The 13,093-nt window shown below is 28.7% G+C and carries 13 protein-coding genes and 1 riboswitch; of the genes, 9 read left to right on the top strand and 4 right to left on the bottom strand.

Annotation, left to right across the window (positions count from 1 at the left end):
* Positions 1-31: 31 nt before the first annotated feature.
* From fba to CKL_RS17515, 3 genes are all read right to left on the bottom strand, one after another.
* On the bottom strand, positions 32-973 hold the full coding sequence (gene fba, locus CKL_RS17525; RefSeq protein ID WP_012103922.1) for a class II fructose-1,6-bisphosphate aldolase: 942 nt from the start codon (positions 971-973) through the stop codon (positions 32-34).
* 387 nt (positions 974-1,360) lie between these two features.
* Positions 1,361-1,741 carry a DUF4363 family protein gene (locus CKL_RS17520; RefSeq protein WP_012103921.1) on the bottom strand — a complete coding sequence of 127 codons (381 nt, stop codon included), beginning with the start codon at positions 1,739-1,741 and terminating at the stop codon, positions 1,361-1,363.
* Between the two features lie 11 nt (positions 1,742-1,752).
* Positions 1,753-2,433: a DUF421 domain-containing protein gene (locus CKL_RS17515; protein ID WP_012103920.1), complete on the bottom strand. Its 681-nt coding sequence runs from the start codon at positions 2,431-2,433 to the stop codon at positions 1,753-1,755.
* A 195-nt stretch (positions 2,434-2,628) separates the two neighbouring features.
* Between CKL_RS17515 and CKL_RS17510 the strand changes: the two genes are divergently transcribed.
* From CKL_RS17510 to CKL_RS17500, 3 genes are all read left to right on the top strand, one after another.
* Positions 2,629-4,275, top strand: a complete 1,647-nt coding sequence (locus CKL_RS17510) for a nucleoside kinase (RefSeq protein ID WP_172634802.1) — start codon at positions 2,629-2,631, stop codon at positions 4,273-4,275.
* 351 nt (positions 4,276-4,626) lie between these two features.
* The gene (locus tag CKL_RS17505; RefSeq protein WP_012103918.1) at positions 4,627-5,940 is read left to right on the top strand and encodes an acetyl-CoA hydrolase/transferase family protein; all 1,314 of its coding nucleotides are present in this window, start codon (positions 4,627-4,629) and stop codon (positions 5,938-5,940) included.
* 231 nt (positions 5,941-6,171) lie between these two features.
* The gene (locus tag CKL_RS17500; RefSeq protein ID WP_012103917.1) at positions 6,172-6,549 is read left to right on the top strand and encodes a hypothetical protein; all 378 of its coding nucleotides are present in this window, start codon (positions 6,172-6,174) and stop codon (positions 6,547-6,549) included.
* 63 nt (positions 6,550-6,612) lie between these two features.
* Here the strand turns inward: CKL_RS17500 and pssA are convergent, their stop codons facing one another.
* A complete protein-coding gene (gene pssA / locus CKL_RS17495) occupies positions 6,613-7,134 on the bottom strand; it encodes a CDP-diacylglycerol--serine O-phosphatidyltransferase (protein WP_012103916.1) in 522 nt (173 codons plus the stop codon).
* 209 nt (positions 7,135-7,343) lie between these two features.
* On the opposite strand from pssA, the gene CKL_RS17490 reads away from it, so the two are divergent.
* The 6 genes from CKL_RS17490 (at position 7,344) to sleB (ending at position 12,996) form a co-directional block, all read left to right on the top strand.
* Positions 7,344-8,012, top strand: a complete 669-nt coding sequence (locus CKL_RS17490) for a TVP38/TMEM64 family protein (protein ID WP_012103915.1) — start codon at positions 7,344-7,346, stop codon at positions 8,010-8,012.
* Between the two features lie 61 nt (positions 8,013-8,073).
* Positions 8,074-8,499, top strand: coding sequence for a CBS domain-containing protein (locus CKL_RS17485; RefSeq protein WP_012103914.1), 426 nt, complete (start codon positions 8,074-8,076; stop codon positions 8,497-8,499).
* A gap of 213 nt (positions 8,500-8,712) precedes the next feature.
* Complete coding sequence (locus CKL_RS17480) at positions 8,713-9,603, top strand: YegS/Rv2252/BmrU family lipid kinase (RefSeq protein ID WP_012103913.1); 891 nt, start codon at positions 8,713-8,715, stop codon at positions 9,601-9,603.
* 89 nt (positions 9,604-9,692) lie between these two features.
* Positions 9,693-10,343 carry a hypothetical protein gene (locus CKL_RS17475; RefSeq protein ID WP_012103912.1) on the top strand — a complete coding sequence of 217 codons (651 nt, stop codon included), beginning with the start codon at positions 9,693-9,695 and terminating at the stop codon, positions 10,341-10,343.
* A gap of 168 nt (positions 10,344-10,511) precedes the next feature.
* Positions 10,512-10,681: riboswitch (M-box (ykoK) riboswitch) on the top strand.
* A gap of 215 nt (positions 10,682-10,896) precedes the next feature.
* Entirely contained in the window at positions 10,897-12,159 is a 1,263-nt protein-coding gene (locus CKL_RS17470; RefSeq protein ID WP_012103911.1) for a magnesium transporter, read from the top strand.
* 144 nt (positions 12,160-12,303) lie between these two features.
* Positions 12,304-12,996, top strand: coding sequence for a spore cortex-lytic enzyme (gene sleB / locus CKL_RS17465; protein ID WP_012103910.1), 693 nt, complete (start codon positions 12,304-12,306; stop codon positions 12,994-12,996).
* Positions 12,997-13,093: the final 97 nt, after the last annotated feature.

The following is a 13,093-nucleotide window of genomic DNA, read 5'->3' as shown; positions in this document are numbered from 1 at the left end:
CAAAGTGGGGGGATAAGCGTGGCTAACGTGCCTAGATAAGTTCTTCTAAGGAATTGGATGAGCCTAAAACATTGTCTATTTTATCTTCAACAACTTTTTGAATAGCATCTCTTCCGGCACCTAAATACTTTCTTGGATCGAAAACCTTTGGACTATCTCCAAAAGTTTTCCTTATAGCAGCAGTCATGCTCAACCTAAGGTCTGTATCCATATTTATTTTACATACAGCCATACTGGAAGCTTTTCTAAGCATATCTATAGGGATTCCTTTGGCATCAGCTATGTTTCCACCATATTTATTACAAGTTTCCACAGCTTTAGGATCTACAGCTGAAGCTCCATGGAGAACTATAGGAAAGTTTGGAAGGTTTTCCTGTATTTTTTCTAATATATCAAATCTTAATTTAGGTTTGAAGTTTGGAGGAAACTTAAAAGCTCCATGGGATGTTCCTATGGCTATAGCTAGAGAATCTACACCTGTTCTATTTACAAAGTCTACAGCTTGTTCTGGATCTGTATATATATGATCTGAAGCAGATACTTCATCTTCAATTCCTGCAAGTACACCAAGTTCTGCTTCTACTACTACCCCGTGAGAATGAGAATATTCTACTACTTGTTTGGTTTGAGATACGTTGTCTTCATAATCTAAATGTGAACCATCAAACATAACAGAGGTAAAGCCTGTTTCTATACACAATTTTACAGCTTCAAAATCTGGACCATGATCTAAATGGAGGGCAATATCTATTCCAGTATCCTCTACAGCAGCATCTACCATAGCCTTTAAATATTTTGGTCCTGCATATTTCATTGCACTTGCTGAACATTGCAGGATAACAGCAGAATTTTTAGCTTTAGCCCCATTTACCACCCCTTGAATTATTTCCATATTGTTGATGTTAAATGCACCTATTGAGTAATGTCCTTTGTAAGCCTTTTCAAACATTTTTTTAGTAGTAACTAATGCCATTTCTTATTCCACCCTTTCAATAATAAAATATTTTAGGTATCTGAGAGTAAATAATAATTGCAAGATAATAAGTCTATTTTTAAACATTATTGTGTAAAATAGATTCTCATATCAACTATTTATTTGTTTCAAGATGCCTTTTTTAAAATATATATTCTTAATGTTATTTTAAATGCTAATACTGTTAACAACTAATTTCCATTATACATTAATATTTAGTATTTTCCATAATCTAATCTTTAAAATTTTTTTAATTTGATATTTATGGTTATCATGATATTAAGTATATGCTATATATTAAACAATATACTATAAATATATAACATATACAATTATAGTATATCATAAATAATTTATTTTTACTACAATATCAATATTATATATTTACTAGAATAAATTCTCTATATTTAATTGCTGCATATGAAGTATACTGTAAATTGAATTTTTTATTATATCTACAGAGATTAAAGCCTCTTCCTTATTTTTGTATGTTATATGGTGAATAAGTTTCCACAATTCATTATTGATATCCTCTATTTCATTATAGTTTGAAAATATGGATAATTTAGATGAATACTTTTTCCATTCTGACATAAAATGTTCAGAATTTCTATAGGATTCTTCCCAGTTATTTGATTGAAGAGTTTGTTCTATTTTAGTATTCAAATTTTGTAATTTCATACAGACGGTATTTAAATATTTTATGGAGAATATTATAGAAAACAACATTAAAATAAATATAGAGAAAGATACTATTGTGCTTTTCATTTAATCACATCCTAGTTACTTTTTTCTTTTAATTGATAATAAAATTTTCCCTTTGCATCTAGAATAGCTATTAGTATATCTTTTGTAGAAGATATACTATTTTTTTTCAGCATATTATATAGCCAATCCTCAGTCTTTTCCGCTTTGATCAAGTTTTTCGAATTTACTTTTCCGTCTAATACCAAAGTTATAGGTAAGGTATCCTGGGTAGATTTTATCTTTAAATCTGCCCGAGTTACAGGAGCAGATTCTGTTTTAGGTATAACTGAGAGTTGTCCGCTGGTTTCAAGTATGGCATATTCCACATCAGCTAAATTATAATATCCTTGCATTCTAAGCTCTTCTATCAAATCATTCATATTAAATTTTTCATTTTTTAATTCTTTTAAATTTAACTCTCCCTTTTCAATTAATATACTGGGCCTTCCATTAAAAAGTAATCTCATTTTTTCACTTTTTAACTGACATAAGCCCATTAAAGTCTGCATCATTAAAAGCGTTATTATGGGTATTACTCCGTGGATTATGGAAACTCTGGTATCTTGCATTGGAAGAGAGGCCAATTCTGATATCATTATTGCTATAGCCAGTTCAAAAGGTTCCATTTCACCTATTTGTTTTTTACCCATGAGACGCATGGATATAACCACCAGTAAATACAAGACAATAGTTCTAAAAAGTATTGTAAACATAAAAATCACCTTCTAAAATTTATAGTTAATTATATTTTTACATTTAATATAGAAAATTATAAGTAAAATTAACACAATTATAATTAAATATGAAGTATAATATATTACTAAGGAGTTGAAGTTTATATGGGTAATAAAGATATTCAATTAAAAGATAAATGTATCAAACCCTTTTTACACAGGGAACAGAATGATATGTTGAAATTAAAATTGAATGGTAAAGATATATCAGTTCCATTTGGAACTAGTCTATATAAAATATTTAAAGATAATTATGATATCTGTCATATACCTATAGTATTAGCTAAAGTAAATGGAAAGTATTATGAATTTACTAATTCCTTGCAGGAATCTGGGATATTTGAAACTGTGGATATAAAGGATCCATTGGGTAACAAGACCTATATAAGGACACTTCAGTTTGTGCTTATTAAAGCTGTATACGATTTATTTCCGGAAGCTAGGGTAGTTATAGAGCATTCACTAAGTAAGGGCATATTTGGAGAGATTCATAAAAATACACCACTTTCCAGGGAAGATATAAAACTTATAAAGGATAAAATGGATGAAATAATAAAAAAAGATATGTATATAAAAAAAGTGGAGATGAAAAAAGAGGAAGCCATAGAAATTTTCAGAAGTTACCATATGGAAGATAAAATAACGCTTTTAAAGCATATAAATGCAGAAAAAGTAAAATTATATGAATTGGATGGAAGGTACGATTATTTTTATGGTTCCATGGCATTTTCTACAGGTGTATTAAAACTATATGATATTATGTATTATGAGCCAGGATTTATACTTAGATATCCTGTGGAGTCAGATCCCTATAATCTGCCTGAATTTTTGGAATATAAAAAATTGAGTAATATATTTTATGAAACCAAGCAGTGGGATAATATACTAGATGTAGGGAATGTAGGTTCTCTAAATGATAAAGTAGAAAGCAATGAAATTATAGATATGATAAGGGTAGCTGAAGCACTCCATGAGAAAAAAATTGCATATATAGCAGATATGATATGTGATAGAAGTGAAATAAAGGTTGTATTAATTGCAGGTCCAAGCTCCTCTGGGAAAACTACCTTTGCAAAAAGACTTTCTATACAGCTGAGAGTAAATGGAATTAAACCGGTTCCAATTTCTTTGGATGACTATTTTGTAGACAGAAAGTATACTCCTAAAGATGAAAATGGTAATTATGATTTTGAATCCATATATGCTCTGGACTTGAAACTCTTTAATGAACACTTGGAATTTCTTATGAAGGGTAAGGAAATTGAAATTCCCTCCTTTGATTTTAAAGAAGGTAAAAGGGTATGGAATGGAAAACAAATAGTACTTCCACAAAATGGCGTGATTGTAATTGAAGGAATACATGGGCTGAATGAAATATTAACTTCTTCAATAGCTGCAAAAAATAAGTTTAAAATATATATAAGCGCTCTTACACAATTGAATGTGGACAATCACAATAGAATAGCTACTACGGACGTGAGGATAATAAGAAGAATAGTAAGGGATTCTTTTTATAGATCATTTAGTGGAGAAGATACTTTGAAAATGTGGTCCTCTATAAAAAGAGGAGAAGAAAAAAATATATTTGTATTTCAGGAAAATGCGGATATTATGTTTAATTCCACGCTAGTGTATGAACTCTGTGTATTGAAAAATTATGCATTGAAAGAATTAACAAAAATAAAAAGTTCCAGCCCTGTATATTATGAGGCATTAAGACTTAAAAGTTTTTTGCACTTTTTTAAATCTGTAGATTTAAAATTTGTTCCTGACAATTCTATTTTAAGAGAATTTATAGGAGGTAGTTGTTTTTATAGTTAATAATGTATAATTTATAGTAACAATTAGTCCATATTGTGGTATAATTTAAATAAGTACTTTGTAGAATTAAATTATGAAATAAATGCATTTTTACAGTTGTGTGGGTTGCAATATGTCATAAATTAAGTAAATAAAAAATATATTGACTTTTAAGAATATGTATATTATACTCATGATAAGATAATAGGCACTTTATGATGTATTTTTATAAAATTCAACAGGTATTTTTTTGCAAGGTGTTGTTATTATTTTAACAAGTAATTATATCCATGTTCTCACCTGCCCATAAAATGAGGAAGGTGTTTTTATTTAAAAATTAATTAATAAAAATTTTGAAAGGTGGTTTTTAGAATGGTTTTTAAAAATTGGCAGGATCTTTATAAAAGTAAAATTGTTAGTGCAGACGAAGCTGTATCTAAAGTAAGCTGTGGAGATAGCATAATTTTAGGCAATGCTTGTGGAGCATCTCTTACACTTTTAGATGCCTTGGCTGCAAATAAGGAAAAGTATAAGAGTGTAAAGATACACAATCTTATACTTAATTATAAAAATGATATATATACTGATCCGGAATCAGAAAAGTATATTCATGGAAATACTTTCTTTGTAAGTGGAGGTACAAAGGAAGCAGTTAATTGTAATAGAACAGATTATACTCCATGCTTTTTTTATGAAATACCAAAATTATTAAAACAAAAGTATATAAATGCAGATGTAGCTTTTATTCAAGTAAGTAAGCCTGATAGCCATGGATACTGTAGCTTTGGAGTATCAACCGATTATTCACAGGCAATGGTACAGTCTGCAAAGCTTATAATTGCAGAAGTAAACGATCAGATGCCAAGAGTTTTAGGAGACAATTTTATACACATTTCTGATATGGATTACATAGTAGAAAGTTCACGTCCAATTCTAGAATTGACTCCTCCTAAAATAGGAGAAGTAGAGAAGACAATAGGAAAATACTGTGCATCTCTTGTAGAAGATGGTTCTACACTTCAGCTTGGAATAGGAGCTATTCCAGATGCAGTACTTTTATTCTTGAAGGATAAAAAGGATTTGGGTATACATTCAGAAATGATATCCGATGGTGTTGTTGAATTAGTTGAAGCAGGGGTAATTACAAATAAGAAAAAGTCCCTTCATCCAGGAAAAATAATTATTACATTCTTAATGGGAACTAAGAAATTATATGATTTCATAAATGATAATCCTATGGTAGAAGGATACCCTGTAGATTATGTAAATGATCCTAAGGTTATTATGCAAAATTCTAAGATGGTATGTATAAACTCCTGTGTAGAAGTGGATTTCACAGGACAAGTGTGTGCTGAAAGTGTAGGATTTAAACAAATAAGCGGTGTAGGTGGACAAGTTGATTACATGAGAGGAGCTAGCATGGCTGATGGAGGAAAATCAATTCTTGCTATACCATCTACTGCAGCTGGCGGCAAAATTTCAAGAATAGTTCCTATTTTAACTGAAGGAGCGGGGGTTACTACTTCAAGATATGATGTTCAATATGTTGTTACAGAATATGGTATTGCACTTCTCAAGGGCAAATCCATAAGAGAAAGAGCTAAGGAGCTTATAAAAATTGCACATCCTAAATTTAGGGAAGAATTAACAGCTCAATTTGAAAAAAGATTCAGTTGTAAGCTTTAAGATTTATTAAAAATAATATTATTATAAAACACATTAAATTATGGAATTTTATATTTAATAGTTTAATGTGTTTTTTATTTTGTTATATAGTATTGAAAATTTCTCCCTTTGTTAGCATGATTTTTATTAAATAGTAATATAGTAATATAGATGATATACATTAGAAAATATAAGTTAATTACAATGCTTGGATAAATTATTATATGATAAATTTAAGATAGGGTGATAAATGTGTCTCATAGAAAATTAATGGAGGAGTATTATTGTGATATAAATAATCTGACAGATTTATTATCTAAATTATCAAATAACTATAGACTGCTTATAGGAGGTGCTGGAGAGATGAATTCTATGGCGGTATCTCATAAAAAAGATATTAAAGATGCACTGCATAGAGCAAATAAGGTGGGTGATATAATTGATAAAGTGTTAAATACATTGGAAAAATCTACAGGAGGATATGTGGAGTATTGTAAAATGAGAGATGAAATTATGAAGGGAAAGATGATGGTTGAGTACATAGAAACTGAAATAAATGAGGAGCTGTTTTTGAATAGCTTAGATGATTTGGAAGATAGTGACGATGGTGATGATATAAAGGAAGATTAGGCATAGAGTGTTTCGCCTAATCTTTTATATAGAATAATATAAGGTATATATCTTTTTATGATATTAAACTTTTTTAAATTTATAATTGGATATCATAAGGTAAGAAAGTGCTACAATAAGTAAAATTGTAATTTCAGAAGGGAGAGGGTGATTTAAAGTAAGTAGACAATAGAGGGATATAAACATACCTGTAAAAGTTATAGGAATACCTAAAAATTCCCCATCAAAATCAGTAACATTAAATCTTGCCAATCTATAAGCACCAGATATTGGTAACAATAGCACTAATAAATACCCTATTAGTCCCAATTGTGAAAAATTGTAAATATTAAAAACCAGTACTGAAGGGGCCACACCGAATGAAACCAGATCCGCAAGAGAATCTAATTCTTTACCTAAATTACTAGAAACCTTCAAAAATCGGGCAATTCGTCCATCGTATCTATCGGCTAAACATGCAAGTAATATAAATACACCAGCCCATATATAATTTTCTTCAAAAGACATCATTAAAGACATTACACCACAACTAAGATTAGTAAATGTGAATACATTAGGCACAGAACTTTTGGCTATTTTAGCCATTGTAATCACTCCTTAAAATAAAAAATATTTTATTGTTTTAAATGAGTAAAAAGTATATAATTACATAAGCTAATTATAACCCATTTTAATAAATTAGTTAAGTAAAATATAATATATAGTATATTTATATACATACATATTGACATTATTTACAAAAATAATGCAGTTCCATTAAGATTAATTTTTGTTAGAAGGATAGTTAAAAATTTATGATATATAATAAAAAAAGTATTTTAAAATATACAGTAAATATTTTGTTAATTATATTAATTACAGTTGTGATATTCAAATATAAAAAGCATTTGCATTGTGTAAATATAGAAAATATTAAAATTTATATACAAAGTTATGGAAGGCTCTCGGTTTTAATTTTTCTTTTGATTTATATGTTAAGGCCTGTAGTATTTGTAATACCTGCATCTTTAATGTCCATTATTGCAGGGAATATTTTTAATTATTATGTAGCCGTGTTATTGAGTATGATTGGGTGTTTTGGTTCTGCCACAATAGCTTTCTTTTTAGCTAGGTTTCTAGGACGTTCATTTGTAGACAAGTATTTGAAAGGAAAGGCTTTAAAGTTAAATAAAAATATAGAGAAATATGGTTTTAAAATTATGACTATGATGAGACTGTGTTTTATATTTCCATATGATCCTTTAAGTTATAGTGCAGGACTTACAAAAATTAAATATAAAGATTTTATTTTAGGAACTTTAATAGGAGTTTTCCCGGAAATTATAGCTTATTCTTTAATGGGAAAACATCTGGAAAGTCCTTTTTCCCTTAAATTTATAATACCTGTAATAATTTTGTTTATTATAGCTTTCAGCTCAATTTACATATACAAAAAGCATAAAAGTACCAGTATTTATAAGTAATATAGCTCTTTAAATTAGGAAATAATAATTTTTGAAATCCAAAATTTAAAGAGGTGTTATAATGAAGGTTGAAAATGTAATGACTAAGTCGGTAGCTAGTTTAAATCCTGATGATACTATAGACAAGGCAGCACAAGTTATGATGGAGAACAATATAGGTTCTCTGCCAGTATGTCAACAAGGAAAAATTATAGGAATTTTAACAGATAGAGATATATCTATAAGAGCCATGGGAAATAAAGCTTCTAATTCTAAAACAGTAAGGGATATTATGTCGTCAAATCCAGTAACAGCATCCCCAGATATGGATGTTAAAGATGTTTCTAGGATAATGAGTGAAAGGCAGATAAGAAGGGTTCCGGTAGTAGAAAATAATAATGTGGTTGGTATAGTATCTCTAGGTGATCTGGCAGTAAATCCTAAATCTAATAGTCAGGCTGGAGATGCTTTAAGCAGTATATCTCAGCCAGATAATTCACAATTTTAGAGATTAACAATTTGTAAATAAATCCACAAGAATTACAACTAATCTTGTGGATTTATTATTCATGGTGATATAATTATGTTACGTCATATATTTAACAATAAAGTTTTATTTTAGTTATAGAGCCTAAATTTTAATATTTAGACTAGAGTTCTAGAAATAATAATTATAATTTTGAAATTTAGTTAGAAACTTGATCATTTAGGAGAGTTCAATATGAATAAAGTAAAATTTATTTATAATCCGTATTCTGGCGAAAAAACTATAGTATATAATATAGAAAACGTTATTAGAATACATCAAAAATATGGATATCAAATAATACCTTTTAGAGTTAGTTTTGAATTTGATATGAAAGAAGCTTTTAAAGACATAGATAAAAGCTATAAATATATATTGGTGGCTGGAGGAGATGGAACAGTAGATACCGCTGTAAACCACATGAAAAGATTAAATATAAATATACCTATAGCTATACTTCCTGTGGGCACCGCTAATGATTTTGCTAAATTTATAGGTATGTCAGAAAATATTGAAGAGGCCTGTGAACAAATAGTAAATAGCATTCCTAAAAAGTTGGATTTAGGAAAAGTAAATGATAAGTATTTTATAAATGTAGCTAGTACAGGTTTGTTTACAGATGTATCTCAAAAAACAGATGTAAATTTAAAAAATACAATTGGAAAGCTGGCCTATTACGTAAAGGGATTAGAACAGCTTACTAATCTTAGAAAATTGAAAGTAAGAGTAAAATCTGAGAATGCGGTTTTTGATGGGAATATGTATCTGATGCTCATATTTAATGGTCAGACAGCAGGTAATCTTAAATTTGCATATAAAGCTGAAATAGATGATGGACTTTTAGACATAATTATAATAAAGGCAGGAATGATAAAAGATACTATTGCCCTCTTTATAAAAATGTTGAGAGGAGATCATCTGGAAAATACATCAGGTCTTTTATATTTTAAGTCAAATAAAATAGAAATATATTGTGATGAAGGTATAGTAACGGATATAGATGGAGAAAGGGGACCGGATTTTCCACTTATGGTAGAGTGTATAAAAGGTGGATTAGAAGTTTTGGGAATACAGGAGAAATTATAATTTGAATAAGTTTTTACTTAAAATAGTAATATGAATAGGGTAATAATAATAAATATAATTTAGGATACTACTAAGAACAAGGAGGACCCATGGCAATTTATATTTTTCTATTACCTATTATATTTTTATTGCTAATTCAGGGATTGACCTGGATTAAGTTCTTGCCTTATAAAATAAAAGCAATAAGTTTTATTGTTATTACAGCTATGATATTTAGATATATTTCAATATTCATTATGCTTTTTGCTACCAATATGGAATATTTATATGTGCTTAAAATTCCTTTTTTTTTAAATTTGATTGCAATTCCTATAATGGCGTTCACTATATTATATATTTTTATAAGAAAAAATAATATTAAATTTTATTATATATTTATAATATCCATAGTTTTGACTTTGATGTATGCTTTTATTATGTATAATTGTAATACTGTATTACAGAGTGTAGAAGAATCTGTATACACGTTAGTTTTTTCACAGCATATATATATATATTGGACATACATAGTATTTAATACTTTAATAATATTCTTTGTTATAGGGTTTGTTAATAAGAAAAACAGCAGTGGATTAGGCATATATTTGGTATTGACAGCAGCTTCTGTAACTGTAATAGAATCTATATTATGGATTGTAGGCGTAAGAATTTTAGCAGAAAATATAGTTGGAGATATATTTTGGATTCTAGCATTAATTTATGCATTGAATAAAGTTAAGAAGAATGCAATACTTAATTAAATTAATATTTGTTTTTTAAGATAATTGAAGTTATATTATGATATATGCCATTATAATGAGTAAATTTAAAATAAATTTCTGTAATAGGTAAATATAAATAAATTTTATATTTACTGTTGCATTTCAATGAATTTGTAATATAATTATAGTATAGAATAAAATTATATATTTTTGTTATGTTAGGTGAGGCTCCTATATAGATATATGCTACTGCCCGGAAACATCGAGAGATGCCAATGGGTCAACAGGTATTACCGAATTAAGGTTTTACTTAATGTAGCTGGACAAAATTTAGTCTAAAGCTATATAGTGCTAAAACTCAGACGATTTAAAAGTTTTAGTTTAATAAGGCCCTCTAGGGCTTTTTTTAATTTATTTTATTTGCATATATTTAAATTTTTTAATTTAGGTGGTGTGTTAAATGGAAAACGGACCTTATGGAGGTCGGTGTATCTTAAAACAAAAATTTAAAAATATATAGAGAATTATTTTAAATAAGTAGTTATGTTAATTTATATGAAATATTTCTCTGTATATTGGAGGAGGAATATTTATGAAAAAATTATCTAGCTTCTTTTTGAGTAAGATTCTCTACAGGAAGATCTATGACGAATTTAATGAATATGTAGGAAGGCTATGTGATATCTATGTATCCGTTGACGATGGAATACCAAGGGCTATAGGTTATAAGATAAAAAAAAAGTCAGAAGTATATAATTGTGAGTGTAAGAATATAAATTTTTATGAAGATAATGACAAGGTAATAATAAAAGGAGAAGGAATAAGAGAAATAATACTTCAGAAGTATTCTTACCTTTTGTCAAAGCACTTACTGGATAAACAGATAGTAGATATTAATGGCAAAAAACTTGTAAAGGTAAATGATATCAGAATTACAGAAATAGCAGGAGAGTATAGAGTTGTAGCTGTGGATACGGGAGTTTTAGCTTTAGGCAGAAGATTTGGCATTGAGAAGCTTGTAAAAAAGTGTTATGACTTATTTGGTAAAAAACCTGAAGACAGCTTAATAATATGGAATAATGTGGAGTCTTTAGAGGTTATAGATAATAATCTTAAGTTGTGTATACCTTATAAGAAATTATCTAAACTTCATCCGGCAGATTTGGCAGATATATTAGAAGATATGGATATAAACTACAGGAAAAGAGTTTTTGAAAGCTTAGATGAAAATTTAGCTGCAGATACTTTAGAAGAAATAGCTCCTGAAATACAAGTAGATATTCTTGAAAATTTAAGTCAATCTAAAAGGGATGAAGTACTGTATAATATGCCCAATGATGAAATAGCAGACATCTTAGAGGAAGCTGATGAGGAAACTGTTGAAAAGATACTTATCAATATGAAAAAAGAAGACTCAGAAGAAGTAAAGGAACTTATGGGTTATAAAAAAGAGACTGTGGGAAGTATAATGAACAAAGATTTCATTTCTTTTAATATAAATATAACAGTTAAGGAAACCATTGAACTTTTGAAGGAAATTAAACCGGAAGATGAGGTATCATACTATATATACATTATTGATGATAAACAAAAACTTCAAGGGGTGGTATCACTTAAGGATTTGATATTATCAAACTTTGAAGATAGCTTGAAGGATATAATGGAATGTAGTGTATCTGCCATAAATCATAATGAAAATATAGATAAGGCGATAGAAATTTGCTCAAAATATAATCTTTTTTCATTACCAGTATTAGATGATGAGGGAAAGCTCTGTGGCATAGTAATAATGAATGATATAGTAGAGGATATACTAATACCTAATTGGAAGAAGAGGTTGAGAAAGGTAGGGTAATCAATATTATTATTCAAATTTTTAAAAAATACTATTAATGATCACTAGAATAGTGAAATTAATAGTATTTTTTTATGTATTTTTTACTATACATGTGAGCAAACTAAACTTACATAATAAAATTTCAAAAGGAGAGATGGTTGTATGGGCAAGAAAATTATGAGGTTTAAAATACAATTAATATTAGTATTCATTATAATATTTACATATATATCTACTTCTTTGTTTTTACTCCCCTATGGAAATGCAGTAAAAGCCATAGCTTATTATTATGGTTCAAGGGGAGACGTAGTTATAAAAATACAGACAAAGCTTAGAGATTGGGGATATTATAATGGAAGCGTAGATGGAATATATGGATATCAAACTTATACTGCTGTGAGGTATTTTCAATCTAAAAATGGATTAAATGTGGATGGAGTAGTAGGAGATGCTACTTTGTCGGCATTAGCTATAAATGTAAGTGGTGGATCATCCGGAAGTAATAATCAGGATGTAATGCTGCTGGCACGATTGATAAATGGTGAGGCTAGAGGAGAACCTTATGAGGGGCAAGTTGCGGTTGGAGCCGTAATTTTAAATAGAACTAGAGATCCTAGATTTCCATCTACCTTGGCAGGAGTAATCTATCAACCGGGAGCATTTACTGCTGTGGTGGATGGCCAGGTACATGCTAATATGGAGCAAAATTCCATAAATGCTGCCAGAGACGCTTTAAATGGATGGGATCCTTCAGAGGGAGCAATATATTATTTTAATCCTTCCACTGCTACTAGTTCATGGATATGGTCAAGACCTCTTATTAAAATTATAGGTAAACATAGATTCTGTAGATAAAAATATATTTTAATTTTAATCCTCACGGTATATTAATATGTATTATAATTGAGTATAATAAAATTATGAAATTGTAAAAATAATATATTGGGAGTGA

This window comes from Clostridium kluyveri DSM 555 (genome assembly GCF_000016505.1).
Lineage (GTDB): Bacteria > Bacillota > Clostridia > Clostridiales > Clostridiaceae > Clostridium_B > Clostridium_B kluyveri.
Note: the sequence above shows the minus strand (reverse complement) of the source record. Positions and strands in the feature narration are given on the sequence as shown.

Bases quoted from the DNA above. Each gene is read 5' to 3' on its own strand.
- fba (WP_012103922.1), bottom strand. From the start codon at position 973: ATGGCATTAGTTACTACTAAAAAAATGTTTGAAAAGGCTTACAAAGGA.
- CKL_RS17520 (WP_012103921.1), bottom strand. From the start codon at position 1,741: ATGAAAAGCACAATAGTATCTTTCTCTATATTTATTTTAATGTTGTTT.
- CKL_RS17515 (WP_012103920.1), bottom strand. From the start codon at position 2,433: ATGTTTACAATACTTTTTAGAACTATTGTCTTGTATTTACTGGTGGTT.
- CKL_RS17510 (WP_172634802.1), top strand. From the start codon at position 2,629: ATGTTGAAATTAAAATTGAATGGTAAAGATATATCAGTTCCATTTGGA.
- CKL_RS17505 (WP_012103918.1), top strand. From the start codon at position 4,627: ATGGTTTTTAAAAATTGGCAGGATCTTTATAAAAGTAAAATTGTTAGT.
- pssA (WP_012103916.1), bottom strand. From the start codon at position 7,134: ATGGCTAAAATAGCCAAAAGTTCTGTGCCTAATGTATTCACATTTACT.
- CKL_RS17490 (WP_012103915.1), top strand. From the start codon at position 7,344: ATGATATATAATAAAAAAAGTATTTTAAAATATACAGTAAATATTTTG.
- CKL_RS17485 (WP_012103914.1), top strand. From the start codon at position 8,074: ATGAAGGTTGAAAATGTAATGACTAAGTCGGTAGCTAGTTTAAATCCT.
- CKL_RS17480 (WP_012103913.1), top strand. From the start codon at position 8,713: ATGAATAAAGTAAAATTTATTTATAATCCGTATTCTGGCGAAAAAACT.
- CKL_RS17475 (WP_012103912.1), top strand. From the start codon at position 9,693: ATGGCAATTTATATTTTTCTATTACCTATTATATTTTTATTGCTAATT.
- CKL_RS17470 (WP_012103911.1), top strand. From the start codon at position 10,897: ATGAAAAAATTATCTAGCTTCTTTTTGAGTAAGATTCTCTACAGGAAG.
- sleB (WP_012103910.1), top strand. From the start codon at position 12,304: ATGGGCAAGAAAATTATGAGGTTTAAAATACAATTAATATTAGTATTC.